This is a genomic window from Xenorhabdus bakwenae (assembly GCF_030272115.1).
Classification (GTDB): domain Bacteria; phylum Pseudomonadota; class Gammaproteobacteria; order Enterobacterales; family Enterobacteriaceae; genus Xenorhabdus; species Xenorhabdus bakwenae.
On the sequence record NZ_CP119194.1, the window covers coordinates 2794366 to 2818222 of the forward strand.

39 protein-coding genes and 1 pseudogene are annotated in these 23857 nt (G+C 44.4%); 4 read left to right on the forward strand and 36 right to left on the reverse strand.

Translation table 11 applies throughout. The features are described from left to right. Window positions 1-2: 2 nt before the first annotated feature. From tsaC to dprA, 3 genes are read right to left on the reverse strand one after another with little or no spacing between them, the layout of a single operon-like run. Window positions 3-572: an L-threonylcarbamoyladenylate synthase type 1 TsaC gene (gene tsaC, locus PXH59_RS14010; protein ID WP_285808848.1), complete on the reverse strand. Its 570-nt coding sequence runs from the start codon at window positions 570-572 to the stop codon at window positions 3-5. 1 nt (window position 573) lies between these two features. After that, complete coding sequence (locus PXH59_RS14015) at window positions 574-1125, reverse strand: DNA topoisomerase family protein (protein WP_047771684.1); 552 nt, start codon at window positions 1123-1125, stop codon at window positions 574-576. Between the two features lie 60 nt (window positions 1126-1185). Continuing rightward, window positions 1186-2274: a DNA-protecting protein DprA gene (gene dprA, locus PXH59_RS14020; protein WP_285808849.1), complete on the reverse strand. Its 1089-nt coding sequence runs from the start codon at window positions 2272-2274 to the stop codon at window positions 1186-1188. Between the two features lie 133 nt (window positions 2275-2407). Between dprA and def the strand changes: the two genes are divergently transcribed. The 4 genes from def (at window position 2408) to trkA (ending at window position 6734) form a co-directional block, all read left to right on the forward strand. Continuing rightward, window positions 2408-2920: a peptide deformylase gene (gene def, locus PXH59_RS14025; protein WP_285808850.1), complete on the forward strand. Its 513-nt coding sequence runs from the start codon at window positions 2408-2410 to the stop codon at window positions 2918-2920. A gap of 24 nt (window positions 2921-2944) precedes the next feature. Next, a complete protein-coding gene (fmt, locus tag PXH59_RS14030) occupies window positions 2945-3892 on the forward strand; it encodes a methionyl-tRNA formyltransferase (protein ID WP_285808851.1) in 948 nt (315 codons plus the stop codon). Window positions 3893-3983: 91 nt separating this feature from the next. Next, window positions 3984-5264 (forward strand): 16S rRNA (cytosine(967)-C(5))-methyltransferase RsmB, encoded by a 1281-nt coding sequence (gene rsmB / locus PXH59_RS14035; protein ID WP_285808852.1) that lies wholly within the window; start codon window positions 3984-3986, stop codon window positions 5262-5264. A gap of 93 nt (window positions 5265-5357) precedes the next feature. Further along, the gene (gene trkA, locus PXH59_RS14040; RefSeq protein ID WP_047771689.1) at window positions 5358-6734 is read left to right on the forward strand and encodes a Trk system potassium transporter TrkA; all 1377 of its coding nucleotides are present in this window, start codon (window positions 5358-5360) and stop codon (window positions 6732-6734) included. A gap of 45 nt (window positions 6735-6779) precedes the next feature. Here trkA and PXH59_RS14045 read toward each other — a convergent pair whose 3' ends face one another. The 33 genes and pseudogenes from PXH59_RS14045 to tuf all read right to left on the reverse strand — a co-directional run bounded on the left by PXH59_RS14045 (window position 6780) and on the right by tuf (window position 23832). Then, window positions 6780-6968 (reverse strand): alternative ribosome-rescue factor A, encoded by a 189-nt coding sequence (locus PXH59_RS14045; protein WP_099133067.1) that lies wholly within the window; start codon window positions 6966-6968, stop codon window positions 6780-6782. Window positions 6969-7054: 86 nt separating this feature from the next. Beyond that, window positions 7055-7468: a Zn(2+)-responsive transcriptional regulator gene (gene zntR, locus PXH59_RS14050; protein WP_285808853.1), complete on the reverse strand. Its 414-nt coding sequence runs from the start codon at window positions 7466-7468 to the stop codon at window positions 7055-7057. A 175-nt stretch (window positions 7469-7643) separates the two neighbouring features. After that, window positions 7644-8036, reverse strand: a complete 393-nt coding sequence (gene rplQ / locus PXH59_RS14055; protein ID WP_047771693.1) for a 50S ribosomal protein L17 — start codon at window positions 8034-8036, stop codon at window positions 7644-7646. 40 nt (window positions 8037-8076) lie between these two features. Continuing rightward, window positions 8077-9066 carry a DNA-directed RNA polymerase subunit alpha gene (locus PXH59_RS14060; protein ID WP_038269634.1) on the reverse strand — a complete coding sequence of 330 codons (990 nt, stop codon included), beginning with the start codon at window positions 9064-9066 and terminating at the stop codon, window positions 8077-8079. Between the two features lie 25 nt (window positions 9067-9091). Then, window positions 9092-9712 (reverse strand): 30S ribosomal protein S4, encoded by a 621-nt coding sequence (gene rpsD, locus PXH59_RS14065; protein ID WP_013183231.1) that lies wholly within the window; start codon window positions 9710-9712, stop codon window positions 9092-9094. Between the two features lie 36 nt (window positions 9713-9748). After that, window positions 9749-10138: a 30S ribosomal protein S11 gene (gene rpsK, locus PXH59_RS14070; protein WP_002919257.1), complete on the reverse strand. Its 390-nt coding sequence runs from the start codon at window positions 10136-10138 to the stop codon at window positions 9749-9751. Window positions 10139-10153: 15 nt separating this feature from the next. Beyond that, window positions 10154-10510, reverse strand: a complete 357-nt coding sequence (gene rpsM, locus PXH59_RS14075; protein ID WP_047771694.1) for a 30S ribosomal protein S13 — start codon at window positions 10508-10510, stop codon at window positions 10154-10156. 148 nt (window positions 10511-10658) lie between these two features. Then, the gene (rpmJ, locus tag PXH59_RS14080) at window positions 10659-10775 is read right to left on the reverse strand and encodes a 50S ribosomal protein L36 (RefSeq protein ID WP_045968063.1); all 117 of its coding nucleotides are present in this window, start codon (window positions 10773-10775) and stop codon (window positions 10659-10661) included. A 32-nt stretch (window positions 10776-10807) separates the two neighbouring features. Next, window positions 10808-12139 carry a preprotein translocase subunit SecY gene (secY, locus tag PXH59_RS14085; protein WP_047771696.1) on the reverse strand — a complete coding sequence of 444 codons (1332 nt, stop codon included), beginning with the start codon at window positions 12137-12139 and terminating at the stop codon, window positions 10808-10810. A gap of 7 nt (window positions 12140-12146) precedes the next feature. After that, on the reverse strand, window positions 12147-12581 hold the full coding sequence (gene rplO / locus PXH59_RS14090; protein WP_047771697.1) for a 50S ribosomal protein L15: 435 nt from the start codon (window positions 12579-12581) through the stop codon (window positions 12147-12149). A 3-nt stretch (window positions 12582-12584) separates the two neighbouring features. Then, window positions 12585-12764 carry a 50S ribosomal protein L30 gene (gene rpmD, locus PXH59_RS14095; protein ID WP_045968059.1) on the reverse strand — a complete coding sequence of 60 codons (180 nt, stop codon included), beginning with the start codon at window positions 12762-12764 and terminating at the stop codon, window positions 12585-12587. Window positions 12765-12769: 5 nt separating this feature from the next. Next, on the reverse strand, window positions 12770-13270 hold the full coding sequence (rpsE, locus tag PXH59_RS14100; protein ID WP_047771698.1) for a 30S ribosomal protein S5: 501 nt from the start codon (window positions 13268-13270) through the stop codon (window positions 12770-12772). A 14-nt stretch (window positions 13271-13284) separates the two neighbouring features. After that, window positions 13285-13638: a 50S ribosomal protein L18 gene (gene rplR, locus PXH59_RS14105; protein WP_047771700.1), complete on the reverse strand. Its 354-nt coding sequence runs from the start codon at window positions 13636-13638 to the stop codon at window positions 13285-13287. 9 nt (window positions 13639-13647) lie between these two features. Then, window positions 13648-14181: a 50S ribosomal protein L6 gene (gene rplF, locus PXH59_RS14110; protein WP_047771701.1), complete on the reverse strand. Its 534-nt coding sequence runs from the start codon at window positions 14179-14181 to the stop codon at window positions 13648-13650. Between the two features lie 14 nt (window positions 14182-14195). After that, window positions 14196-14588, reverse strand: coding sequence for a 30S ribosomal protein S8 (gene rpsH, locus PXH59_RS14115; RefSeq protein WP_038269618.1), 393 nt, complete (start codon window positions 14586-14588; stop codon window positions 14196-14198). 33 nt (window positions 14589-14621) lie between these two features. Beyond that, window positions 14622-14927 (reverse strand): 30S ribosomal protein S14, encoded by a 306-nt coding sequence (rpsN, locus tag PXH59_RS14120; protein ID WP_010847489.1) that lies wholly within the window; start codon window positions 14925-14927, stop codon window positions 14622-14624. Window positions 14928-14939: 12 nt separating this feature from the next. Then, window positions 14940-15479 carry a 50S ribosomal protein L5 gene (rplE, locus tag PXH59_RS14125; protein WP_074021486.1) on the reverse strand — a complete coding sequence of 180 codons (540 nt, stop codon included), beginning with the start codon at window positions 15477-15479 and terminating at the stop codon, window positions 14940-14942. Window positions 15480-15492: 13 nt separating this feature from the next. Beyond that, window positions 15493-15807 (reverse strand): 50S ribosomal protein L24, encoded by a 315-nt coding sequence (gene rplX, locus PXH59_RS14130; RefSeq protein ID WP_045968050.1) that lies wholly within the window; start codon window positions 15805-15807, stop codon window positions 15493-15495. A gap of 10 nt (window positions 15808-15817) precedes the next feature. Continuing rightward, window positions 15818-16190 (reverse strand): annotated as a pseudogene (gene rplN, locus PXH59_RS14135) (50S ribosomal protein L14). Window positions 16191-16364: 174 nt separating this feature from the next. Continuing rightward, the gene (gene rpsQ / locus PXH59_RS14140; protein ID WP_038240484.1) at window positions 16365-16619 is read right to left on the reverse strand and encodes a 30S ribosomal protein S17; all 255 of its coding nucleotides are present in this window, start codon (window positions 16617-16619) and stop codon (window positions 16365-16367) included. After that, window positions 16619-16810, reverse strand: a complete 192-nt coding sequence (gene rpmC, locus PXH59_RS14145; protein ID WP_010847484.1) for a 50S ribosomal protein L29 — start codon at window positions 16808-16810, stop codon at window positions 16619-16621. Before rpmC ends, rpsQ begins: the two co-directional genes overlap by 1 nt. Beyond that, window positions 16810-17220, reverse strand: a complete 411-nt coding sequence (gene rplP / locus PXH59_RS14150; RefSeq protein ID WP_012990491.1) for a 50S ribosomal protein L16 — start codon at window positions 17218-17220, stop codon at window positions 16810-16812. Before rplP ends, rpmC begins: the two co-directional genes overlap by 1 nt. A 12-nt stretch (window positions 17221-17232) precedes the next feature. Further along, window positions 17233-17934: a 30S ribosomal protein S3 gene (gene rpsC / locus PXH59_RS14155; protein ID WP_010847482.1), complete on the reverse strand. Its 702-nt coding sequence runs from the start codon at window positions 17932-17934 to the stop codon at window positions 17233-17235. A gap of 17 nt (window positions 17935-17951) precedes the next feature. Continuing rightward, entirely contained in the window at window positions 17952-18284 is a 333-nt protein-coding gene (gene rplV / locus PXH59_RS14160) for a 50S ribosomal protein L22 (RefSeq protein WP_047771704.1), read from the reverse strand. Between the two features lie 14 nt (window positions 18285-18298). Continuing rightward, window positions 18299-18577, reverse strand: coding sequence for a 30S ribosomal protein S19 (rpsS, locus tag PXH59_RS14165; protein WP_011148791.1), 279 nt, complete (start codon window positions 18575-18577; stop codon window positions 18299-18301). Between the two features lie 14 nt (window positions 18578-18591). Beyond that, on the reverse strand, window positions 18592-19416 hold the full coding sequence (rplB, locus tag PXH59_RS14170; protein WP_047771705.1) for a 50S ribosomal protein L2: 825 nt from the start codon (window positions 19414-19416) through the stop codon (window positions 18592-18594). A 19-nt stretch (window positions 19417-19435) separates the two neighbouring features. Further along, window positions 19436-19738, reverse strand: coding sequence for a 50S ribosomal protein L23 (gene rplW / locus PXH59_RS14175; RefSeq protein WP_038269605.1), 303 nt, complete (start codon window positions 19736-19738; stop codon window positions 19436-19438). Further along, on the reverse strand, window positions 19735-20340 hold the full coding sequence (gene rplD / locus PXH59_RS14180) for a 50S ribosomal protein L4 (RefSeq protein ID WP_099133064.1): 606 nt from the start codon (window positions 20338-20340) through the stop codon (window positions 19735-19737). The genes rplW and rplD overlap by 4 nt, the downstream gene beginning before the upstream one ends. Window positions 20341-20356: 16 nt before the next feature. Next, window positions 20357-20989 carry a 50S ribosomal protein L3 gene (gene rplC / locus PXH59_RS14185; protein ID WP_285808868.1) on the reverse strand — a complete coding sequence of 211 codons (633 nt, stop codon included), beginning with the start codon at window positions 20987-20989 and terminating at the stop codon, window positions 20357-20359. A gap of 32 nt (window positions 20990-21021) precedes the next feature. Beyond that, window positions 21022-21333 carry a 30S ribosomal protein S10 gene (gene rpsJ, locus PXH59_RS14190; RefSeq protein ID WP_001181005.1) on the reverse strand — a complete coding sequence of 104 codons (312 nt, stop codon included), beginning with the start codon at window positions 21331-21333 and terminating at the stop codon, window positions 21022-21024. A 321-nt stretch (window positions 21334-21654) separates the two neighbouring features. Beyond that, window positions 21655-22131 (reverse strand): bacterioferritin, encoded by a 477-nt coding sequence (gene bfr / locus PXH59_RS14195; RefSeq protein WP_047771708.1) that lies wholly within the window; start codon window positions 22129-22131, stop codon window positions 21655-21657. A gap of 76 nt (window positions 22132-22207) precedes the next feature. Continuing rightward, the gene (gene bfd / locus PXH59_RS14200) at window positions 22208-22402 is read right to left on the reverse strand and encodes a bacterioferritin-associated ferredoxin (RefSeq protein WP_099133061.1); all 195 of its coding nucleotides are present in this window, start codon (window positions 22400-22402) and stop codon (window positions 22208-22210) included. A gap of 245 nt (window positions 22403-22647) precedes the next feature. Further along, window positions 22648-23832, reverse strand: a complete 1185-nt coding sequence (gene tuf / locus PXH59_RS14205; protein ID WP_047770768.1) for an elongation factor Tu — start codon at window positions 23830-23832, stop codon at window positions 22648-22650. Window positions 23833-23857 lie beyond the last annotated feature (25 nt).

The following is a 23857-nucleotide window of genomic DNA, read 5'->3' on the forward strand; positions in this document are numbered from 1 at the left end:
ACCTATCCTTGCCGATATAATTTGCCAGTTAACGCATCCCTGATTTCTGATGGATTCTTACGCCCACCAACTTCTCCTTCTAATATTGGGACACGATCGCCAAATTGCTGTCGTACTTCTTCTACACTACGACATGGGTCTAATCCACTTAGATTCGCACTAGTCGAAACAAGTGGTTTTTCATATATAGCACATAGCTGCTGAACCAAAGGGTGAGCCGTAACTCGAACGGCCAATGTTGAAAATTTGCCAGTCAACCATTTTGGTGTGGTCGCTTTCGCGGGGATTACCCACGTAACAGGGCCAGGCCAAGATGAGAGTATGGTTTCTTTCTGTGTATCATTTATCTGTTCATCATCAATATAAGGACATAATCTCTCATACTTATCAGCAATAAGAATTAGCCCTTTCTCCCAAGACCTATTTTTCAACGCTAATAGCTCTTGCACTGCATTTTCACTATCAGGGTCACACCCTAATCCAAAAACGGCTTCAGTAGGATAAGCAATAACTTTTTCTTCTTTTAAGGCCATGATAACTTCATCAAATACTGGTGAGATTACGTAACTCATTTCATTTCTCAATTTCATTAACTTGCTGCTTACTACACAATTTACTGGCACAAAATAATTTTACGCCTTGGGAAGTGCGCTTTTCTATTAACAGTGGGTAGTGACAAAACGTGCATTCACCTGATATAGGCTTATTGTTAAGTGCAAACTGACATTCTGGATAGCGATTACAAGAATAAAATGTCTTACCAAAACGAGATTTACGCTGGAGTAATTTTCCTTGCTGGCATTGAGGACAATTAATTGACGTATCATCTGGTTTATCAATTAATTCTGTATATTCACATTCAGGGTAATGACCACAGCCAATAAACATACCGTAACGCCCTTGACGTAAGACTAAAGTGAAACCACATTTTGGACAGATTTGCCCATCCAATTCTTTAACAATATGTCCGTCTATTTGTGCTTTCAAAGGACGAAGATAATGGCAAGATGGATAACCGGAACACGCATAAAATGGACCATGATCACCATTGCGGATCACTAACTCAGCATTACACTTTGGGCAACGCTCTATTTTTTTTATAGTAAAAGGTACTTTCTTAGACATATCTCACTCGCTGAATATCGGCAGCCGCCATAACATTGGAAAAAGCACAAATTAAATCGCTTAATTAGTTCGGACATACCCACCAGCAACAACAGCAACTTTTCCTATGAGTTCCAACTCCAATAATTTGGTCATAACTTCGGTAACTGGCAGGGAAGAGCGCTGGGCAATCACATCGACAGGTGTAACTTCACTACTTACGTTAACCAGCACATCCACAAATGGCAACTCTGTTTGTTCAAATTGTTTATCTTCTTCCTCCTGACCTTTCTCTTCGATGTTAACCCATTGAAATGAAAAGCCAATATGCTCCATAATATCCATTACATTTGTTGCCAAATAAGCCCCTTGTTTAATCAACCAATGATTACCTTCGTTCGCAGGAGTGCCTAATGGACCAGGTAATGCAAAGATGTCTCGCCCTTGTTCAAGAGCGCAACGGGCTGTAATCAGTGAGCCACTATTCTTATGAGCTTCCACAATAAGAAGAGCCAAACTTAACCCACTAATAATTCGATTTCGCCTTGGGAAATGCTTGGCTTTAGGTGGCGCATCAGGAAAAAATTCGGAAACTAATGCCCCATTTTCTTTAATATGTCCGGCCAAGGACTTATGTCTACTGGGGTAGATATTTTTAAAACCACTACCAAGTACCGCGACTGTTTTCCCTCCCGAATCCAATGCTGCCTGATGGCAGATACCGTCAATACCAATCGCCAGTCCACTCGTTATTACCAGATTATTTTTAGCCAAGTCACTAGCAAATATCTTTCCCCATTTTTCACCATAAAAAGTCGCAGTCCTACTACCAACCATTGAAATTTGCTTTTGCGATAAGGCCGATACATCACCTACAACAAAAAGAACAAGAGGTGGAGAGTGTATTTGCTTTAATAAAGGCGGATATGCGGGATGAGAGAAAGTCAACAAATGATGATCTGGTTGTTCTAACCAATTGAGAGCCGAAATCAGCACGGAAGTGTTAGCTTTCATAAATTGCAAGCATTGTGCAGATGACAGACCACATGCTTTAAGAGAAGATATGCTGCAATTTTTCGTTTGCAACAGGCGATCCATAATAAGCATGGCTTTCGCAGCTGAAAGATGAGAGACCATTTTCATTCTTAACCACATTTCCATCGCTTCCATATCGTCATCCTGATCTGAGGTTGAGAGCAATCCTCTCATGATTAATTTATGTTCAATACTGTCAATCTAAATGGGAAATGTCTAGAATAGGCATCAATTATCACTCACTTTTTGAATGCAGTTCTAAATATATATGTCAATTTTACAAGTATTACATTATCCAGATGAGCGACTTCGCACAGTTGCCAGGCCAGTAGAAAAAGTCAATGCAGAAATTCAGCGTATCGTTGATGATATGTTTGAAACGATGTATGCAGAGGAAGGTATTGGTTTAGCGGCAACACAAGTTGATATACATCAGAGAATTATTGTCATTGACGTTTCTGAGGAGCGCGATCAACGTCTTGTTCTGATGAACCCGGAATTGATTAATGCAACTGGTGAAACAGGAATAGAAGAAGGTTGTTTATCTGTTCCTGAACAGCGTGGATTTGTGCCTCGTTCTGAGCAAGTAAAAATTAAGGCCTTAGACTATAACGGCCAACCATTTGAATTAGAAGCTGATGGATTACTGGCAATCTGTATTCAACATGAAATGGATCATTTAGTCGGTAAACTCTTTGTTGATTATTTATCACCATTGAAACGCCAACGCATCCGTCAGAAAGTTGAAAAAATTGACCGACTGAGAGCCAAAAACAAATAACTTTTATTATCGCAGGAAATAACAGTGTCTGACTCTTTACGTATTATTTTTGCCGGAACGCCTGATTTCGCGGCTCGCCATTTGGCTGCTTTATTAAACTCTCAACACCAGGTTGTCGGAGTACTCGCTCCACCAGACAAGCCGGCAGGAAGAGGTAAGAAACTGACACCACGTCCTGTAAAGGTATTGGCTGAAGAACATGATATTCCTGTTTTCCAGCCAAAAACCTTACGTACAGAAGAAAGTCAACAATGGGTCATGGAACAACAAGCCGATATTATGATCGTTGTTGCCTATGGCTTAATTCTTCCTCAAGCCGTTTTAGATATACCACGTCTAGGATGCTTGAATGTCCACGGCTCTTTACTACCTCGTTGGCGTGGTGCAGCCCCCATTCAGCGCTCCATTTGGGCTGGCGACCAAGAAACGGGCATAACGATCATGCAAATGGATGCCGGACTTGATACGGGTAATATGCTGTTGAAAGCTATTTGCCCAATTACAAATGAAGATACTAGTGCTAGTTTATACGAAAAGCTTGCCAATATTGGGCCTAAAGCCTTACTCAACACCTTAGATTTAATCACATCGGGGACATGTCAACCTAAAATTCAGGATGACACACTTGCGACCTACGCCGAAAAACTGAGTAAAGAGGAAGCAAAAGTAGATTGGAATTTACCTGCAAGCCAAATTGAACGTTGTATTCGTGCTTTCAACCCCTGGCCTATGAGCTTCTTCTTAGTTGATGATCAACCAATTAAAATCTGGCAGTCAGAAGTCATTGCAGAGCAAACCACCCAAGCTCCTGGAACAATTATCAGCGCAGATAAAAAAGGTATTCAAATTGCAACTGCGGATGGGATATTAAATATTGTTCAATTGCAACCACCAGGCAAGAAAGCAATGTCGGTTGCCGATCTGTTAAACTCCAAACGTGAGTGGTTTACACCTGGTAGCAAAATCAACTGATACTAACCTGACTTTGCCTGAATGTTTTAGCATTCAGGCTTCTTCCTATTTTTTTACCATGCTGACGAAAGTCAGCTTTTTGACCATTACCATGAAAAATACATATAACCTGAGAAGCATCGCTGCAAAAGCAATCACCCAAGTGCTTGACCAAGGGCAATCCCTCAGCACTGTTATACCTGAACTCCAACAAAAAGTTTCTGATAAAGATAAGGCGTTGTTGCAAGAAATCTGTTTTGGTGTGATGAGAGTATTACCTCAGCTTGAGTGGTTTATCAGTCAACTAATGGCAAAGCCATTGAAAGGAAAACAACGTATTTTTCACTACCTAATCATGGTTGGTATATATCAGCTGATATATACACGTATACCTGCACACGCTGCACTTGCCGAAACCGTCAATGGCGCCACTCATTTAAAACGGCCACAGCTTAAAGGGGTAATTAATGGTGTCCTTCGCCAATTTCAGCGCCAACAACAAGAATTAATCGAACGGGCAAATAATCAACACCTACATCCCAAATGGCTGCTAGAACACATTCAAAAAGCATATCCACAAAATTGGCAAACTATAGTGAATGCCAACAACCAAAAACCACCTATGTGGCTACGGGTTAACCAAACCCATCATACAGCAAAAGAATATCTTGCACTATTAGAAGAAGCTAATATAGAAGCAGAATTAGATATCAACCATCCTAGTGCTATTCGTCTTCTGACCCCCTGTCCTGTCAGTGCACTACCCGGATTTAGCCAAGGCTGGGTAACTATTCAGGATCGCTCCGCACAGGGATGCGCGGAACTCTTAGGCCCATGCAATGGTGAATCTATACTGGATCTTTGTGCTGCACCTGGCGGAAAAACTACTCATATACTCGAAATAGCACCAAAATCTAAGGTTATTGCTATCGATATTGATGAGCAACGAATTAAGCGAGTAAAAGAGAATTTACAACGACTTAACTTGCATGCTGTCGTCAAAAAAGGTGATGGACGCCTTCCACACGAGTGGGCTGCTGATGAACAATTTGATCGTATTCTTCTTGACGCACCATGCTCTGCTACAGGGGTTATTCGCCGTCACCCTGACATAAAATGGCTACGCAGGAGTGAAGATATAAATCAACTAGTTACATTGCAATCTGAAATCCTTGAAGCTATCTGGCCATATTTGAAGCGAAATGGCACGCTGGTTTACGCCACCTGTTCAATTTTACCTCAGGAAAATAGTGAGCAAATAAAAGAGTTTTTGGCCCGTCATCCCGATGCAGTATTATCAGAAGCAGGTAATTCAGATACTCCTGGAACACAGATTATTCCAGAAGCTACGGGTGGTGATGGTTTCTTTTATGCCCGACTAACTAAACAATAATAACGCTCTCTCGTTCCAACTGAGCGAGAGGATTTTATGGTTTTGCTAAAATATCAAGAATAAAAGATGGCTTCCAATTGAGAAGAGAATGCTATGAAGATAATCATTCTGGGTGCTGGCCAGGTTGGTGGGACATTAGCTGAGAATTTAGTTGATGAAAACAATGATATTACTGTCGTTGATACCGATACAGATCGTCTACGCCAGTTACAGGATAAATTCGATCTCCGAGTTGTCAATGGTCATGGCTCCCATCCCAGAGTATTGAAGGAAGCTGGCGCTGAAGATGCTGATATGTTAATAGCTGTCACAAATTCAGATGAAACCAATATGGTTGCATGCCAAATTGCTTATTCTCTATTTAACACACCCAATAAAGTCGCCAGAATACGCTCATCAGAATATATCCGAGAATCAGAAAAATTATTTCAACCTGATGATATTCCTATTGATTACCTAATATCCCCTGAGCAACTGGTTATTGATTACATCTATAAATTAATCCAATATCCAGGAGCATTACAAGTTGTTAATTTTGCTGAAGGGCGTGTCAGCATTGTTGCGGTTAAGGCCTATTATGGTGGTTCACTGGTAGGCAATGCCTTATCCTCACTTCGAGAGCATATGCCACATATTGATAGCAAAGTTGCTGCAATATTTCGTCAAGATCGCCCGATTAGACCTCAAGGTTCAACAATTATTGAAGCTGGAGATGAAGTCTTCTTCGTTGCAGCATCACAACATATCAGGGCCGTAATGAGCGAATTACAACGTCTTGAAAAACCGTATAAACGCATCATGATTGTTGGGGGCGGTAATGTTGGTGCAGGTTTAGCCGCACGACTTGAAAAAGATTACAGCGTCAAGCTAATTGAACATAACCAAAAAAGGGCCATTGAATTAGCTGAACTATTGCACGATACCATCGTGTTTTATGGTGATGCTTCAGACCAAGAATTACTAGCTGAAGAACATATTGAACAAGTTGACGTTTTTATAGCGCTAACAAATGATGATGAAGCCAATATTATGTCAGCCATGCTTGCAAAACGAATGGGGGCCAAAAAAGCAATGGTTCTTATTCAACGCAGTGCATATGTTGATCTAGTACAAGGTGGGGTCATTGATATTGCAATTTCACCTCAACAAGCAACAGTATCAGCGCTACTTGGTCATGTCCGTAAAGCAGATATTGTCAGTGTATTCTCATTAAGAAGAGGGGTTGCTGAAGCTATCGAGGCCATAGCTCATGGCGATGAACATACTTCAAAAGTTGTTGGGCGTAAGATAGGTGATATCAAATTACCACCAGGAACAACAATAGGTGCCATTGTCCGTAATGAAGAAGTCATCATTGCTAATGATTACAGTATTATTCAACAAGGTGATCATGTAATCATGTTTATTACTGATAAAAAATTCGTGCCTGAAGTAGAAAAGCTTTTCCAGCCAAGTCCTTTCTTCCTGTAAAAACATTAATTCGGACTTGTTCGATTATAGAATCTACTTAAAAAGCTAGAAGGCCAATGATAACAACTTGATAAAATTATTATCATTGGCCTCCCAACCATGCTTTTCTTTACGATTATAACTTCCTTTACCTTTTTTATTTTTCTCTACTCTCTGCCTAAACAAAGGATCATGTAGTAAAGCTTCTATAGCATTATCTTTGATAACACCTTTTTTATGGCGATATGTTGTCATCATAACCTCTAAATTAATGAATAAAATAATTTTATGATTAAAAACAGTGCGATTGTACTCTTAGCACTCAGAACAATAAAGAAAAATTATCTGCTTGTCGCACCTTCTTCCAGAATTTCTAATATAGAACAATATGTACTGACGTGAGTACTACCACAACAAGCATCACTCAACATTTTCAAAGAATCACGCATTTTTTGCATTTCTAATAATTTTTCTTCAACTTCTCGCAATCTAGAATCAACAATATGTTTTGATTCCTTGCATGTATGATGCTCAGGATCAACCCGAATAGATAATAGTTCTACAATTGCTTCGAGTGTAAAACCTAATTGTTTTGCATAGCGGATAAAACGCAATCGCTGTAGATCCTGTTCGGTATATAGTCTATAACCACCTTCTGTTCTTTCTCCATGAAGCATCAGCCCCTGTTTTTCATAAAAACGGATAGTGTCAGGTGTTACACCTGCTAATTTTGCCAACTGACCGATACGATACATAAGATTCTCCTATCAAGTAGAAAATAATCACAATACTACCAGAATAGGCTAAGAGATCATCTGAACAGGAAAAATTTGCAGATTAGCTGATGAATATAAAACGGAGAATTAGAGGATCAAAATTAAAAGGCAATAAAAAACCGGGATAATACCCGGCTTTTTACGCTCCTACAGATTACTCTGCAGACGCTACTTCTGTCTGAGACTCTGCTGCACGGTCAACAAGCTCGATGTATGCCATCGGTGCATTGTCACCTGTACGGAAGCCACACTTCAGAATACGAGTGTAACCCCCTGCACGGCTCGCAAAACGCGGACCCAGTTCATTAAACAATTTTGCCACGATCTCGTTATCACGAGTACGGGCGAATGCCAGACGACGATTAGCTACGCTGTCGGTCTTGGCAAGAGTAATCAGCGGCTCAACGACGCGACGCAGTTCTTTCGCTTTAGGCAGAGTCGTCTTGATGATTTCATGACGAACTAAAGAACCTGCCATGTTACGAAACATAGCTTGGCGATGGCTGCTGTTGCGGTTCAATTGACGACCACTCTTACGATGGCGCATGACCTTATCCTTCTCAGTAAAACCTTAACCTGTGATCTAGTTACTCATCAGCAATACTTGCTGGTGGCCAGTTTTCCAGACGCATGCCCAGAGAAAGTCCACGTGAAGCCAGTACATCTTTAATCTCAGTAAGAGATTTTTTACCCAAGTTAGGTGTTTTAAGTAACTCAACTTCAGTACGCTGTACCAAATCACCGATGTAGTGGATAGCTTCTGCTTTAAGGCAGTTAGCAGAGCGGACAGTCAATTCCAGATCGTCAACAGGGCGCAGCAGGATCGGATCAAACTCTGGCTTCTCTTCTTTTACTTCTGGTTGACGTACATCACGTAAATCAACGAAAGCTTCTAGTTGTTCAGCCAGAATGGTAGCTGCACGGCGAATCGCCTCTTCAGGATCGATTGTACCGTTAGTTTCCATCTCGATAACCAGCTTATCCAAGTCAGTACGCTGTTCTACACGAGCTGCTTCAACATTGTAGGCGATACGCTCTACTGGGCTATAGCAAGCATCTACTAACAAACGACCGATAGGGCGCTCATCTTCTTCCGAATGAATTCGGGCAGAAGCCGGCACATATCCACGACCGCGCTGAACTTTTATACGCATACTAATGGAAGCGCTTTCGTCAGTCAGATGGCAGATTACGTGCTGCGGCTTGACGATTTCGACATCACCATCATGGATGATATCGGCTGCAGTCACAGGGCCAATGCCAGATTTATTCAAAGTAAGGATAACTTCATCTTTACCCTGAACTTTCACCGCCAGCCCTTTCAGATTGAGGAGAATCTCCAGGATATCTTCCTGTACACCTTCTTTGGTGCTGTACTCATGCAGTACACCATCAATCTCAACCTCAGTCACCGCACAACCCGGCATAGACGAAAGCAGAATACGGCGCAGTGCGTTGCCAAGAGTATGGCCAAAGCCACGCTCTAATGGCTCAAGGGTCACCTTGGCGTGCGTCGAACTGACTTGCTCGATATCTACCAGGCGCGGTTTTAGAAACTCTGTCACAGAACCCTGCATTGTGTCCTCTCTTTGGTACTAAGCTTTACTTAGAGTAAAGCTCGACGATCAGGTGTTCGTTAATGTCAGCGGATAGATCAGTACGTTCAGGAATACGCTTGAACACACCTTCCATCTTCGCAGCATCAACTTCCAACCAAGTTGGTTTCTCACGCTGCTCAGCCAGCTCTAAAGCTGCTTTAATGCGAGCCTGCTTCTTCGCTTTTTCACGAACGCTGACTACGTCATTCGGGGATACCTGATAAGAAGCGATGTTAACAACGCGACCATTTACCGTGATAGCCTTGTGGCTTACCATCTGACGTGATTCAGCACGAGTCGCGCCAAAACCCATACGATAAACGACGTTATCCAAGCGACTTTCCAGCAAATTCAGCAGGTTTTCACCTGTGTTGCCTTTCAGACGAGTCGCTTCTTTATAATAGTTACGGAATTGACGCTCCAGAACACCGTAAATACGACGAACTTTTTGTTTTTCACGTAACTGTACACCATAGTCAGACAGACGCGGTTTACGTGCGCCGTGCTGGCCTGGTGCCTGTTCTAACTTACACTTGGTGTCAATCGCGCGAACGCCAGACTTCAGGAAAAGGTCTGTACCCTCGCGACGGCTCAGCTTGAGCTTAGGACCCAAATATCTTGCCATTTTCTTTCTCCAACAATCCTAAAAAACGAAGACGTACTAAACGCGACGTTTTTTCGGTGGACGACAACCGTTATGAGGGATCGGAGTCACATCCGTAATATTAGTGATGCGGAAACCAGCCGCATTTAATGCGCGGATAGTTGACTCACGGCCAGGACCAGGTCCTTTAACCATAACTTCCAGGTTCTTAATTCCGTACTCTTTTACTGCTTCAGCGCAGCGCTCTGCCGCAACCTGAGCTGCAAACGGAGTAGATTTACGAGAACCACGGAAACCGGAACCCCCGGCAGTTGCCCAACCCAATGCGTTACCCTGACGATCAGTAATAGTAACGATGGTATTGTTGAAAGAAGCATGGATATGAGCCACACCGTCAGAGACTTGTTTTCTTACACGCTTACGTGCACGAATAGGTGCTTTTGCCATTATTCAATACCCCGATTATTTCTTGATCGGTTTACGCGGACCCTTACGGGTACGTGCATTGGTCTTAGTACGCTGACCGCGAACTGGCAGACCACGACGATGACGTAAACCACGATAGCAACCAAGATCCATCAGACGTTTGATACTCAGGGTTACTTCACGACGCAGATCACCTTCTACAACGTATTTGGCAACTTCGTCACGCAGCTTGTCAATTTGCTCTTCAGACAGCTCACTGATCTTAACATTTTCAGCAATGCCCACTGCTGCACAAATTGCTTGTGAGCGGGTTTTACCGATACCGTAGATCGAAGTTAATGCGATTACAGTATGTTTCTGATCAGGAATGTTAATGCCTGCTATACGGGCCACTATGCACTCCTACAATATTTATTCACTGCAACATCATTCTGAAAAGCCCGTTTTCAGGATACTCAAACAATGTTGCTGTCAGATAAAAAAGATTGGCTGGCTAATTTAGCCAGCTCAACCCAACTTTGCAAGAAAAATATGCGACTAATTAGCCTTGGCGCTGTTTGTGCTTAGGCTCTGCATTGCAAATCACACGAACGATACCGTTACGTTTAACAATTTTGCAATTGCGGCATAATTTCTTGACGGAAGCACGAACTTTCATTTTTACTCTCCGTAACTTCTCAAGCAAACCAATTAGCGGTTATATCCTTTCAGGTTTGCCCTCTTCAATGCAGACTCATATTGACTCGACATCATAAGAGTTTGCACTTGAGCCATAAAGTCCATGATGACGACGACTACAATCAGTAGAGAAGTACCACCAAAATAGAATGGAACTTTCATTGCATCACGCATGAACTCCGGGATTAAGCAGATAAAAGTAATATATAACGCACCAATTAAGGTTAGACGAGTCATTACTTTATCAATGTACTTAGCCGTTTGCTCTCCCGGACGAATTCCTGGTACGAATGCACCAGACTTCTTCAGGTTATCTGCTGTTTCTCTTGGATTAAAAACCAAAGCCGTGTAGAAGAAACAGAAGAAGATGATTGCAGAAGCGTATAATAACACATAAAGCGGTTGACCTGGTTGCAAATACATAGAAATAGTTGTCAACCAATTCCAGCCTGTTCCCCCTCCGAACCAAGAAGCTATGGTACCGGGGAACAAAATAATACTGGAAGCAAAAATTGCAGGGATAACCCCAGCCATATTCACTTTCAACGGCAAATGTGTACTTTGTGCCGCGAAAACTTTACGACCTTGCTGACGTTTTGCATAGTTAACAACGATACGGCGTTGACCACGCTCAATGAAAACAACGAAGAAAGTTACGGCAAATACTAATACTGCAACCAACAGCAACAGGAGGAAGTGCAGGTCGCCTTGCCGAGCTTGCTCGATGGTGTGACCAATTGCAGGCGGTAGACCCGCAACGATACCAGCAAAGATTATGATTGAAATACCGTTACCGATACCTCGCTCAGTAATCTGCTCACCCAACCACATCAAGAACATGGTTCCCGTGACCAGACTTACAACAGCCGTGAAATAGAATGCAACGCCAGGATTAATAACTAATCCTTGCATCCCAGGCATATTCGGCAATCCAGTAGCAATACCGATTGACTGGAATATTGCCAGCACCAATGTGCCATAACGGGTGTACTGACTGATCTTACGACGACCAGCTTCCCCTTCCTTCTTAATCTCTGCTAAACGGGGGTTAACCACAGTTAACAACTGGATAATAATAGACGCAGAAATATACGGCATTATACCCAGTGCAAAGATAGAAGCACGGCTTAAAGCACCACCAGAGAACATGTTAAACATTTCAATGATGGTGCCTCTTTGCTGCTCGAGCAATTTGGCAAGCACAGCGGCATCAATACCAGGGATTGGAATAAAAGAGCCAATACGGAAAACAATTAGAGCTCCAATGACAAACAAAAGTCTGCGTTTTAACTCGCCTAATCCGCCTTTGGCACTTTGAAAATCTAATCCTGGTTGTTTAGCCATCTGTTACTTATTCCTCAATTTTACCGCCAGCAGCTTCAATTGCAGCACGGGCGCCTTTAGTAACACGCAAGCCACGCACAGTTACTGCGCGATTGACTTCGCCAGAAAGCATTACTTTTGCGAATTCAATTTGAGGGCCAATAATGTTAGCAGCTTTCAGTGCATTCAGATCGATAACATCGCCTTCAACGTGGGCAAAATCAGACAGACGAATTTCTGCGGTGACCATTGCCTTACGTGAAGTAAAACCAAATTTTGGCAGACGACGGTATAAAGGCATCTGGCCACCTTCAAAACCACGACGCACGCCACCGCCAGAACGAGACTTCTGACCTTTGTGACCACGACCGCCGGTTTTACCCAGACCAGAACCAATACCACGACCTACACGTTTAGGTGCGTGCTTGGCACCTTCAGCCGGAGACAGAGTATTTAAGCGCACCTGTTACTCCTCAACTTTAACCATATAGGAAACCAAGTTGACCATACCGCGAATAGCTGGTGTATCTTCACGCTCAACAGTATGCCCAATGCGACGCAGACCTAAACCAGTCAGAGTTGCCTTATGCTTAGGCAAACGACCAATTGAACTGCGAACCTGAGTGATTTTAATAGTCTTAGCCATGGTCATTACCCCAGAATTTCTTCGACGGATTTGCCACGCTTAGCTGCGACCATTTCTGGAGACTTCATGCTGTCTAAAGCGTCCAGGGTTGCACGAACCACATTAATCGGGTTAGTGGAACCGTAGGTTTTAGCCAGTACGTTACGAACCCCAGCCACTTCCAAAACAGCACGCATCGCACCACCGGCGATGATACCTGTACCTTCGTGAGCAGGCTGCATGAACACGCGAGAACCGGTGTGTGAGCCTTTCACTGGATGGTACAGAGTGCCGCTGTTAAGTGCGACGTTTTTCATATTGCGACGTGCTTTTTCCATCGCTTTCTGGATTGCTGCCGGAACTTCGCGTGCTTTGCCGTAGCCAAAACCAACGCGACCGTTACCATCACCAACTACAGTCAGTGCTGTAAAGCTGAAAATGCGGCCACCTTTAACAGTTTTAGATACGCGGTTTACCGCGATCAGCTTTTCCTGCAGTTCGCCAGCTTGTTTTTCGATGTGAGCCATCTTACACCTCTACCTTAGAACTGAAGGCCAGCTTCACGGGCAGCATCTGCCAGTGCCTGGACTCTACCATGATATTGGAAACCAGAACGGTCAAAGGATACATCTTTGATGCCTTTTTCCAGAGCACGTTCAGCAACAATCTTACCAACTAATGCTGCGGCTTCTTTGTTTCCAGTAAATTTCAGTTGTTCACTGATAGCTTTTTCTGTTGTAGAAGCGGCCACCAGAGTTTCAGAACCATTTGGTGCGATAACCTGCGCATAAATATGGCGAGGGGTACGATGTACCACCAAGCGAGTCGCACCCAGTTCTTTGAGCTTGCGGCGTGCGCGGGTCGCACGACGGATACGAGCTGCTTTCTTATCCATAGTGTTACCTTACTTCTTCTTAGCCTCTTTGGTACGCACGACTTCATCGGCGTAACGAACACCTTTGCCTTTATATGGCTCAGGACGACGATAGGCACGCAAATCTGCCGCAACCTGACCAATCACTTGCTTATCAGCACCTTTCAGTACGATTTCAGTTTGTGATGGGCATTCCGCAGTTATGCCTGCTGGCAGCTGATGCTCAACCGGATGCGAGAAGCCTAAAGACAAACTAACTGCGTTGCCTTTAACTGCTGCACGATAACCAACACCAACCAGCTGAAGTTTCTTAGTGAAACCTTCGTTAACACCAATAACCATAGCGTTCAGCAGAGAACGAGTTGTACCTGCCTGCGCCCAAGCGTCAGCAAACCCTTCGCGCGGAGCGAAAGTCAGTTGGCTATCCGCATGATTAACTTCAACTGCGTTGTGGATTTTACGACTTAGCTCGCCGTTTTTACCCTTAATCGAAATAACCTGACCGTCGAGTTTAACCTCTACGCCGGCAGGAATGACGACGGGTGCTTTTGCAACACGAGACATTCTTTCCTCCCGAATTAAGCTACGTAGCAGAGAATCTCGCCACCCAGACCAGCCTGGCGAGCTGCACGATCAGTCATTACACCTTTAGAGGTAGAAACAACAGCGATTCCCAAACCAGCCATAACTTGTGGCAGCTCATCTTTTTTCTTATAGATGCGCAGACTTGGGCGGCTTACACGCTGAATGCTTTCTACAACAGCCTTACCTTGGAAATACTTCAGAGTAACTTCCAGTTCTGGCTTAGTGTCGCCTTCGATTTTAAAATCTTCAATGTAACCTTCTTCCTTCAGCACCTTGGCAATTGCCACTTTCAGCTTGGAGGAAGGCATGGTGACCGCAACTTTATTCGCGGCCTGACCGTTACGGATACGGGTCAGCATATCCGCGATCGGATCTTGCATGCTCATCTGTCTTTACTCCCGTGATTCAATTGGTGACAATTACCAGCTAGCCTTTTTAAGGCCCGGGATTTCGCCGCGCATAGCGGCTTCACGGACTTTAATACGGCTCAACCCAAACTTCCGCAAAAATGCATGCGGACGCCCAGTTTGACGGCAGCGGTTACGCTGACGGCAAGGGCTGGAATCACGTGGCAGTGTTTGCAGTTTAAGAACAGCATTCCAACGGTCTTCATCAGATGCATTTACATCAGAGATGATCGCTTTCAGTTCAACGCGTTTTGCGAAGAATTTCTCAGCTAATTTCGCACGTTTTACATCACGTGCTTTCATTGATTGCTTAGCCATGAGTACCCTGCCTTACTTGCGGAACGGGAAGTTAAACGCAGCCAACAGTGCGCGGCCTTCATCATCAGATTTCGCAGTAGTGGTGATAGTAATATCCAAACCACGTACGCGATCCACTTTATCGTAATCGATTTCAGGGAAGATGATTTGCTCACGAACACCCATGCTGTAGTTACCACGACCATCGAATGATTTAGCGGACAACCCACGGAAGTCACGGATACGTGGTACAGCAATAGAAATCAGGCGCTCAAAGAACTCCCACATGCGTTTTCCACGCAGGGTTACTTTACAGCCGATTGGATAGCCCTGACGGATTTTGAAGCCTGCAACTGATTTGCGTGCTTTGGTGATCAATGGCTTTTGACCAGAGATTGCTGCTAAGTCAGCCGCTGCGTTATCCAGCAGTTTTTTATCAGCAATTGCTTCACCAACACCCATGTTCAGGGTGATCTTCTCGACCCGAGGGACTTGCATGACAGAATGGTAACCAAACTGAGTCATCAGTTTCTTGACTACCTCGTCTTTGTAGTAATCATGCAGTTTCGCCATCGTATACTCCAAATTACTTGATAGTTTCGTTGTTAGATTTGAAGAAACGCACTTTTTTGCCATCTTCGAATCTAAAACCTACACGGTCAGCCTTGCCGGTTGCTGCGTTGAAAATTGCAACGTTAGAAACATTAATAGCTGCTTCTTTTTCAACGATGCCACCTGGTTGGTTCAGAGCCGGGACTGGCTTCTGATGTTTTTTTACCAGGTTGATGCCTTCAACAATAACTTTACCAGAAGAAAGAACCTGTTTTACTTTACCGCGCTTGCCTTTGTCTTTACCAGTCAGCACGATAATTTCGTCATCACGACGGATTTTCGCTGCCATAGCATGCTCCTTAGAGTACTTCAGGTGCCAGAGAAATAATTTTCATGAACTTTTCATTACGAAGTTCACGAGTCACCGGCCCAAAAATACGCGTACCGATAACTTGCTCACTATTGTTGTTCAACAATACGCAAGCGTTGCTATCGAAGCGAATGACAGAACCGTCCGGGCGACGAACACCCTTCTTGGTGCGCACCACTACCGCTTTCAGGACATCACCTTTTTTTCACTTTACCACGAGGAATTGCTTCCTTGATAGTGATCTTGATGATGTCACCGACATGTGCGTAGCGACGGTGCGAGCCACCTAGAACCTTGATACACATTACGCGACGTGCACCGGAGTTGTCGGCCACGTTCAGCATAGTCTGTTCTTGGATCATTTTAGTGCTCCGCTAAATGTCAACTACTACTGAGCCACTTTATTTTAAAGAGGCCGTTTCAATATCCCACACTACGAGGGCGCGGCATTATAACACCACATCTTCGCGATGGACAGAAAAATAAACGGCCCCGTTATATTTTGGGCCGTTTATTTTGTACGATACAGCGATCTATTATAGAACCGCTTTCTCTACGACGCGAACTAAAGTCCAAGATTTAGTCTTAGACAGTGGACGGGTTTCGCGGATTTCCACTACATCGCCAATTCCACATTCATTGTTCTCGTCATGTACGTGCAGTTTAGTCGTACGTTTGATGAATTTACCATACAATGGGTGTTTCACCTTACGCTCAATAGCAACAACAATGGATTTTTCCATTTTGTCGCTAATAACACGACCTTGCAGAGTACGGATTTTATCGGTCATTACGCACCCGCCTTCTCAGTCAGTAAAGTCTTAACGCGTGCAATATTACGACGCACTTGTTTCAACAGGTGAGACTGTTGCAGCTGGCCACTTGCCGCCTGCATACGCAGATTGAATTGTTCACGTAACAGGTTCAGCAGCTCAGTGTTCAGCTCTTCAACGCTTTTTTCGCGCAGCTCTTGTGCTTTCATTACATCACCGTCTTAGTTACAAAGGTGGTTTTGATAGGCAGTTTCGCTGCTGCCAGCTTGAATGCTTCACGAGCCAGCTCTTCAGGCACACCGTCCATTTCATACAGGACTTTACCGGGCTGGATCAAGGCAACCCAGTATTCTACGTTACCTTTACCTTTACCCATACGCACTTCGAGTGGCTTTTCGGTGATAGGTTTGTCTGGGAACACACGGATCCAGATTTTACCTTGACGTTTAATTGCACGGGTCATAGCACGACGTGCCGCTTCGATCTGACGAGCAGTCAGACGACCACGGCCCACAGCTTTCAGACCGAAAGTGCCGAAGCTAACATCCGCACCTGCAGCCAGACCACGGTTGCGGCCTTTGTGCACTTTACGGAATTTCGTACGCTTTGGTTGTAACATCAGCGACTCTCCTTACTTGCGGCCTTTACGCTGCTGCTTTTTAGGTTGAGCAGCCGGTTTTTCCGCCTGTTCAACTGCAGCCATACCACCCAGGATCTCACCTTTGAAGATCCATACCTTAACGCCGATTACACCATAAGTGGTGTGCGCTTCAGAAGTATTGTAGTCGATGTCTGCACGCAGAGTATGCAGAGGTACACGACCTTCACGATACCACTCAGTACGTGCAATTTCAGCACCGCCCAGACGGCCGCTGACTTCCACTTTGATACCTTTAGCGCCCAAACGCATAGCGTTCTGTACAGCACGTTTCATAGCACGGCGGAACATTACACGACGTTCCAGCTGTGAACTGATGCTGTCAGCAACCAATTTTGCGTCCAGTTCAGGTTTACGTACTTCGGCAATATTGATCTGCGCAGGAACGCCAGCGATATCCGCTACAGCCTTACGCAGTTTTTCAACGTCTTCACCTTTTTTACCGATTACAATACCTGGACGAGCAGTGTGAATGGTTACACGGATGCTTTTCGCAGGACGTTCGATAACGATACGTGAAATAGATGCTTTAACCAGTTCTTTGTTCAAGTACTGGCGAACTTTAAAGTCGCTGTCCAGGTTGTCAGCGAATTCTTTGGTATTCGCATACCAGGTAGAGTTCCAAGGTTTGACAATACCCAGACGAATACCATTAGGATGTACTTTCTGACCCATTGCTAGTCTCCAGAGTCTCAGCGATCGGACACAACCACAGTGATGTGGCTGGTGCGCTTCAGGATACGATCTGCGCGGCCTTTGGCACGAGGCATAATACGCTTCATAGTTGGGCCTTCGTCTACGAAAATTTTCGTGACTTTCAGATCATCGATGTCAGCGCCATCGTTGTGTTCTGCGTTAGCAATAGCAGACTCAAGTACTTTCTTCACTAAACCAGCAGCTTTTTTGTTGGTATAGTTCAGAGTTTCCAGAGCTTGCGACACTTTCTTACCGCGGATCAGGTCAGCCACAAGGCGAACCTTCTGAGCAGAAGAACGAGCGTGGCGATGTTTAGCGATAGTTTCCATCTCTTCCTCCTACCTTAGCGCTTTTTAGCCTTTTTATCGGCCGCATGGCCGCGATAAGTACGGGTCGGCGCGAATTCACCCAGTTTATGACCAACCATTTCGTCGGACACAAAAACTGGTACATGCTGACGACCATTATGGACAGCGATGGTCAAACCGATCATGTTAGGAAAGATCGTTGAACGACGGGACCAAGTCTTAATAGGCTTTTTGTCTCCGCTTTCCACCGCTTTCTCTACCTTCTTCAGCAAGTGCAGGTCAATAAATGGACCTTTCTTGAGAGAACGTGGCATGGTTTATCCTCTAATTATTTTTTAGAACGGCGACGTACGATATATTTATCAGTACGTTTGTTGCTACGGGTCTTCTTACCTTTGGTCTGGATGCCCCATGGAGTTACAGGGTGTTTACCAAAGTTACGACCTTCACCACCACCATGTGGATGGTCTACTGGGTTCATCGCCGTACCACGAACAGTAGGACGAATACCACGCCAGCGGCTTGCACCAGCTTTACCCAGAACGCGCAGCATATGTTCTGCGTTACCAACTTCACCTAAAGTAGCGCGGCAATCAGACAGTATTTTACGCATTTCACCAGAACGCAGACGCAGGGTCACATAAGAACCATCACGTGCAACGATCTGAGCATAAGCACCTGCTGAACGAGCCAACTGGCCACCTTTACCTGGTTTCATTTCTATGTTGTGAACAGTAGAACCAACCGGGATGTTGCGCATTGGCAGGGCGTTACCGGTCTTGATCGCTGAATCAGCACCAGACTGGATTTGATCACCCGCTTTCAGGCCTTTAGGCGCAAGGATGTAACGACGCTCACCGTCTTTGTACAGAACCAGTGCGATGTTTGCTGAACGGTTTGGATCATATTCCAGACGCTCAACAACAGCAGGGATACCATCTTTGTTACGTTTAAAATCAACCAGACGATAATGCTGTTTATGGCCACCACCAATGTGACGAGTGGTAATACGACCATTGTTGTTACGACCACCAGTTTTGTTGTTTTTTTCCAACAACGGAGCATAAGGTTTACCCTTATGCAGCTCAGGGTTAACCACTTTAACAACGTGGCGACGGCCCGGAGACGTAGGTTTACATTTAACAATTGCCATTGTTCTTTACTCCTCCGACTTACTCAGCGCCGCCAACGAAGTCCAGGTTCTGGCCTTCTTTCAAGGTGACGTAAGCCTTTTTCCAGTCGCTACGACGACCAATACGCTGTCCGTGGCGTTTAACTTTACCTTTAACCAGCAAAGTGTTTACACCTTCCACTTCAACTTCAAACAGTTTCTGTACGGCAGCTTTGATCTCTGCTTTAGTCGCGTCTTTCGCAACTTTGAGAACGATGGTGTTGCTTTTCTCCATCGCTGTAGAAGCTTTTTCAGATACGTGCGGCGCGCGCAGTACTTTCAGCAGACGTTCTTCACGGATCATGCCAGCATCTCCTCAACTTGCTTCACAGCTTCAGCAGTCATAACCACTTTGTCGAAGGCAATCAGGCTTACAGGATCGATACCAGCTGTATCACGAACGTCAACCTTGTACAGGTTACGAGCAGCTAAGAACAGATTCTCATCAACTTCGCTAGTGACGATCAGCACGTCTTCCAGAGCCATTTCTTTTAGTTTCTGTACCAGCAACTTAGTTTTAGGTGCTTCAACAGAGAACTTCTCGACAACGATCAGACGATCTTGACGTACCAGTTCAGACAAGATGCTTTTCAGAGCACCACGGTACATCTTTTTATTAACTTTTTGACTGTGGTCCTGTGGTTTCGCTGCGAAAGTTACACCACCAGAGCGCCAAATTGGACTCTTAATAGAACCAGAACGTGCACGGCCAGTGCCTTTCTGACGCCATGGTTTTTTACCTGAACCAGAAACTTCAGCACGAGTTTTCTGAGCACGAGTACCTTGACGAGCACCAGCTGCATACGCAACAACTACTTGATGCACAAGCGCTTCATTGAAATCACGCCCGAAGGTAGTTTCGGAAACAGTCAGCGCGCTTTGCGCGTCTTTCATTACCAATTCCATTCCTATCTCCTTGACGTTACGCCTTGACAGCCGGTTTTACGATCAGGTTACTGTTCGTTGCACCTGGAACAGCACCTTTGACCAGCAGCAGGTTACGCTCAGCGTCAACACGTACTACATCTAAGCTCTGAACGGTTACGCGCTCATTACCCAGTTGGCCTGCCATTTTCTTGCCTTTAAACACTTTGCCCGGAGTCTGGTTCTGACCGATAGAACCCGGAACACGGTGAGACAAGGAGTTACCATGAGTAGCATCTTGAGTACGGAAGTTCCAGCGTTTAACAGTACCCGCGAAACCTTTACCTTTAGATGTACCAGTAACGTCAACTTTTTTAACGTCAGCGAAAATTTCAACGCTAATGCTTTGACCTACAGTGAATTCAGCATCGTTTTCTAACAGGCGGAATTCACGCAGAATGCGGCCAGCTTCAACGCCAGCTTTAGCGAAATGACCTGCTTCAGCTTTCTTAACACGACTAGCTTTTTTGCTACCAGTCGTTACCTGAATTGCACGATAACCGTCAGTCTCTTTGTTTTTAACTTGAGTTACACGGTTATTTTCGATTTCGATAACAGTTACAGGGATTGAAACGCCATCTTCAGTGAAGATGCGAGTCATGCCCACTTTTTTACCGACTAAACCAATCATTGTTTCAACCTCTCAATCGTTCAATGACCTGATTAACCCAGGCTGATCTGCACATCTACACCGGCAGCCAGATCCAGACGCATCAGAGCATCAACGGTTTTCTCGGTTGGCTCAACGATGTCAACCAGACGTTTGTGAGTGCGAATTTCGTACTGATCACGCGCATCTTTATTTACGTGTGGAGAAATCAGAACGGTAAAGCGCTCTTTACGAGTCGGCAGCGGGATCGGACCACGAACCTGCGCACCAGTGCGCTTCGCAGTCTCTACGATTTCCGCAGTTGATTGATCGATCAAACGATGATCAAATGCTTTCAGGCGGATACGGATTCTTTGGTTCTGCATGAGACCAGAGCTCCAACTATTTTATAAACGTAAATGATTACTCCTCACACCCATTTCGGTTGATGGGGGAGCGTAATCGTTCTGTGCATAACCTCCATATCGGAGGTATTTTAAATGGCGGTTATTTATCACCGCTCATTACTGATAATAAATCAGTCCTACTCTGTGTAGGTAAGCCCGCGCATTATACGTGAATTTACTCACAAAGCAATATTAAGAGTGAAATCTATGCAAAAAGTACATACTAGAAAGAGGAAAATAAGAAAGAAAATGGGAGAAAACGCCCTATATACATCAAATTATAGGGCGACAAAATTATAGCTATTCTTCTTCACTAAGCTGAGATTGAATGTAATTTTGTATTCCAATTCTAGTTATCAGTTCAAGTTGAGTTTCCAACCAATCAATATGATTTTCTTCATCAGCAAGCACCTCTATCATCAAGTCTCTACTAACATAATCATGAACTGAATCGGCATATGCGATTGCTTCTCTGAGATCCTTTGCACCACGTAATTCTAATTCCAGATCAGATTTCAGCATTTCTTCTACATCTTCGCCTATATTGAGCTTGCCTAAATCTTGTAGATTTGGCACCCCCTCCAGAAAAAGAATACGTTCAATAAATTTATCTGCGTGCTTCATCTCATCAATGGACTCGTGATACTCGACATCATTCAAACGTATCAATCCCCAGTTCTTAAACATTCGGGCGTGCAAGAAATATTGATTGATGGCGACAAGTTCATTGCCGAGAAGTTTATTAAAATGTGCAATTATTTTTTTATCACCTTTCATAGCAAGGTCCTCCGCTTCCAGTAACTAAAGTGTAGTACTAATTTGGCAGAGTAATTGCAAGAAAATTGTGCTTATTTTAGGCAACATTATTTATTGGAGGTAGTAGGGCAATTTCCTCATTCATGATTTCACGTGCTTGACGTATACATTTTCCGCAGTCGTTTCCTACAGGAACAAAATTCCTCAACTCTCTGATAGAGCGAATATGTTGCTGATGAACAGCATTACGTATGGTTTTATCGCTTATTGCATTGCAGAGACAAACATACATGGAAGCACTCTTCTAACTATTTACACACTCTTGATGACTATTTAGGTCGGATAAAAACCCCATACCCAAAATTTATCCACGCTTATAAAATAAAAGAAACCCCGCAATAGTAAATAGAAATAAATATCATTTCAATTATTGTTTTTATTTTGTTGAATAACAAAAAAACCACCAATTTCGGTGGCTCAAAATACAAAAAGAGGAGCCTTAGCTCCTCTTTCTCATAATCTTTTGATAACTAAAGATTAAGCAATAACTTTAGCAACAACACCAGCACCTACAGTACGGCCACCTTCACGGATGGCGAAACGCAGACCTTCGTCCATTGCGATTGGGGCAATCAGGTTAACTACCATGTTGATGTTGTCACCTGGCATGACCATCTCTACGCCTTCTGGCAGTTCGATAGTTCCGGTTACGTCAGTGGTACGGAAGTAGAACTGTGGACGGTAACCTTTGAAGAATGGGGTATGACGACCACCTTCATCTTTGCTCAGGATATACACTTCAGATTCGAACTGAGTGTGTGGGTGGATAGAGCCTGGCTTCGCCAGAACCTGACCACGTTCAACGTCATCACGCTTAGTACCACGCAGCAGAACACCCACGTTCTCACCCGCACGGCCTTCGTCCAGCAATTTGCGGAACATTTCAACGCCAGTACACGTGGTTTTAGTGGTTTCTTTGATACCTACGATTTCAACTTCGTCACCGACTTTAACGATACCACGCTCTACACGACCGGTTACTACAGTACCACGGCCGGAGATGGAGAATACGTCTTCGATTGGCAGCAGGAATGGCTTATCAATGTCACGCTCTGGTTCTGGGATGTAAGTATCCAGTGCTTCTGCCAGTTCGATAACTTTCGCTTCCCACTCAGCGTCGCCTTCCAGCGCTTTCAGCGCCGAACCACGGATAATTGGCGTGTCGTCGCCTGGGAAATCGTACTGAGACAGCAGCTCACGCACTTCCATTTCAACCAGTTCCAGCAGCTCTTCATCATCAACCATGTCACATTTGTTCAGGAACACGATGATGTAAGGAACGCCTACCTGACGACCCAGCAGGATGTGCTCACGAGTCTGTGGCATTGGGCCATCAGTTGCAGCAACAACCAAGATCGCGCCGTCCATCTGAGCCGCACCGGTGATCATGTTTTTCACATAGTCGGCGTGGCCTGGGCAGTCAACGTGTGCGTAGTGACGAGTTGGGGTATCGTATTCTACGTGAGAAGTAGAGATGGTGATACCACGTGCTTTTTCTTCTGGCGCATTGTCGATCTGGTCGAATGCACGTGCGCTACCACCGTAAGTTTTTGCCAGAACGGTAGTGATTGCAGCAGTCAGGGTAGTTTTACCGTGGTCAACGTGGCCGATAGTACCAACGTTAACGTGCGGTTTTGAACGTTCAAACTTTTCTTTAGACATTAGGTTGTCCCTCTAAGACACGGAA

Excerpts from the sequence above, each read along its gene's own strand:
- tsaC (WP_285808848.1), bottom strand. The coding sequence starts at position 572 with ATGAGTTACGTAATCTCACCAGTATTTGATGAAGTTATCATGGCCTTA.
- PXH59_RS14015 (WP_047771684.1), bottom strand. The coding sequence starts at position 1,125 with ATGTCTAAGAAAGTACCTTTTACTATAAAAAAAATAGAGCGTTGCCCA.
- dprA (WP_285808849.1), bottom strand. The coding sequence starts at position 2,274 with ATGGAAGCGATGGAAATGTGGTTAAGAATGAAAATGGTCTCTCATCTT.
- def (WP_285808850.1), top strand. The coding sequence starts at position 2,408 with ATGTCAATTTTACAAGTATTACATTATCCAGATGAGCGACTTCGCACA.
- rsmB (WP_285808852.1), top strand. The coding sequence starts at position 3,984 with ATGAAAAATACATATAACCTGAGAAGCATCGCTGCAAAAGCAATCACC.
- trkA (WP_047771689.1), top strand. The coding sequence starts at position 5,358 with ATGAAGATAATCATTCTGGGTGCTGGCCAGGTTGGTGGGACATTAGCT.
- PXH59_RS14045 (WP_099133067.1), bottom strand. The coding sequence starts at position 6,968 with ATGACAACATATCGCCATAAAAAAGGTGTTATCAAAGATAATGCTATA.
- zntR (WP_285808853.1), bottom strand. The coding sequence starts at position 7,468 with ATGTATCGTATCGGTCAGTTGGCAAAATTAGCAGGTGTAACACCTGAC.
- rplQ (WP_047771693.1), bottom strand. The coding sequence starts at position 8,036 with ATGCGCCATCGTAAGAGTGGTCGTCAATTGAACCGCAACAGCAGCCAT.
- PXH59_RS14060 (WP_038269634.1), bottom strand. The coding sequence starts at position 9,066 with ATGCAGGGTTCTGTGACAGAGTTTCTAAAACCGCGCCTGGTAGATATC.
- rpsD (WP_013183231.1), bottom strand. The coding sequence starts at position 9,712 with ATGGCAAGATATTTGGGTCCTAAGCTCAAGCTGAGCCGTCGCGAGGGT.
- rpsK (WP_002919257.1), bottom strand. The coding sequence starts at position 10,138 with ATGGCAAAAGCACCTATTCGTGCACGTAAGCGTGTAAGAAAACAAGTC.
- rpmJ (WP_045968063.1), bottom strand. The coding sequence starts at position 10,775 with ATGAAAGTTCGTGCTTCCGTCAAGAAATTATGCCGCAATTGCAAAATT.
- secY (WP_047771696.1), bottom strand. The coding sequence starts at position 12,139 with ATGGCTAAACAACCAGGATTAGATTTTCAAAGTGCCAAAGGCGGATTA.
- rpmD (WP_045968059.1), bottom strand. The coding sequence starts at position 12,764 with ATGGCTAAGACTATTAAAATCACTCAGGTTCGCAGTTCAATTGGTCGT.
- rpsE (WP_047771698.1), bottom strand. The coding sequence starts at position 13,270 with ATGGCTCACATCGAAAAACAAGCTGGCGAACTGCAGGAAAAGCTGATC.
- rplR (WP_047771700.1), bottom strand. The coding sequence starts at position 13,638 with ATGGATAAGAAAGCAGCTCGTATCCGTCGTGCGACCCGCGCACGCCGC.
- rplF (WP_047771701.1), bottom strand. The coding sequence starts at position 14,181 with ATGTCTCGTGTTGCAAAAGCACCCGTCGTCATTCCTGCCGGCGTAGAG.
- rpsH (WP_038269618.1), bottom strand. The coding sequence starts at position 14,588 with ATGAGCATGCAAGATCCGATCGCGGATATGCTGACCCGTATCCGTAAC.
- rpsN (WP_010847489.1), bottom strand. The coding sequence starts at position 14,927 with ATGGCTAAGCAATCAATGAAAGCACGTGATGTAAAACGTGCGAAATTA.
- rplE (WP_074021486.1), bottom strand. The coding sequence starts at position 15,479 with ATGGCGAAACTGCATGATTACTACAAAGACGAGGTAGTCAAGAAACTG.
- rplX (WP_045968050.1), bottom strand. The coding sequence starts at position 15,807 with ATGGCAGCGAAAATCCGTCGTGATGACGAAATTATCGTGCTGACTGGT.
- rpsQ (WP_038240484.1), bottom strand. The coding sequence starts at position 16,619 with ATGACCGATAAAATCCGTACTCTGCAAGGTCGTGTTATTAGCGACAAA.
- rpmC (WP_010847484.1), bottom strand. The coding sequence starts at position 16,810 with ATGAAAGCACAAGAGCTGCGCGAAAAAAGCGTTGAAGAGCTGAACACT.
- rplP (WP_012990491.1), bottom strand. The coding sequence starts at position 17,220 with ATGTTACAACCAAAGCGTACGAAATTCCGTAAAGTGCACAAAGGCCGC.
- rpsC (WP_010847482.1), bottom strand. The coding sequence starts at position 17,934 with ATGGGTCAGAAAGTACATCCTAATGGTATTCGTCTGGGTATTGTCAAA.
- rplV (WP_047771704.1), bottom strand. The coding sequence starts at position 18,284 with ATGGAAACTATCGCTAAACATCGCCACGCTCGTTCTTCTGCTCAGAAG.
- rpsS (WP_011148791.1), bottom strand. The coding sequence starts at position 18,577 with ATGCCACGTTCTCTCAAGAAAGGTCCATTTATTGACCTGCACTTGCTG.
- rplB (WP_047771705.1), bottom strand. The coding sequence starts at position 19,416 with ATGGCAATTGTTAAATGTAAACCTACGTCTCCGGGCCGTCGCCACGTT.
- rplW (WP_038269605.1), bottom strand. The coding sequence starts at position 19,738 with ATGATCCGTGAAGAACGTCTGCTGAAAGTACTGCGCGCGCCGCACGTA.
- rplD (WP_099133064.1), bottom strand. The coding sequence starts at position 20,340 with ATGGAATTGGTAATGAAAGACGCGCAAAGCGCGCTGACTGTTTCCGAA.
- rplC (WP_285808868.1), bottom strand. The coding sequence starts at position 20,989 with ATGATTGGTTTAGTCGGTAAAAAAGTGGGCATGACTCGCATCTTCACT.
- rpsJ (WP_001181005.1), bottom strand. The coding sequence starts at position 21,333 with ATGCAGAACCAAAGAATCCGTATCCGCCTGAAAGCATTTGATCATCGT.
- bfr (WP_047771708.1), bottom strand. The coding sequence starts at position 22,131 with ATGAAAGGTGATAAAAAAATAATTGCACATTTTAATAAACTTCTCGGC.
- bfd (WP_099133061.1), bottom strand. The coding sequence starts at position 22,402 with ATGTATGTTTGTCTCTGCAATGCAATAAGCGATAAAACCATACGTAAT.
- tuf (WP_047770768.1), bottom strand. The coding sequence starts at position 23,832 with ATGTCTAAAGAAAAGTTTGAACGTTCAAAACCGCACGTTAACGTTGGT.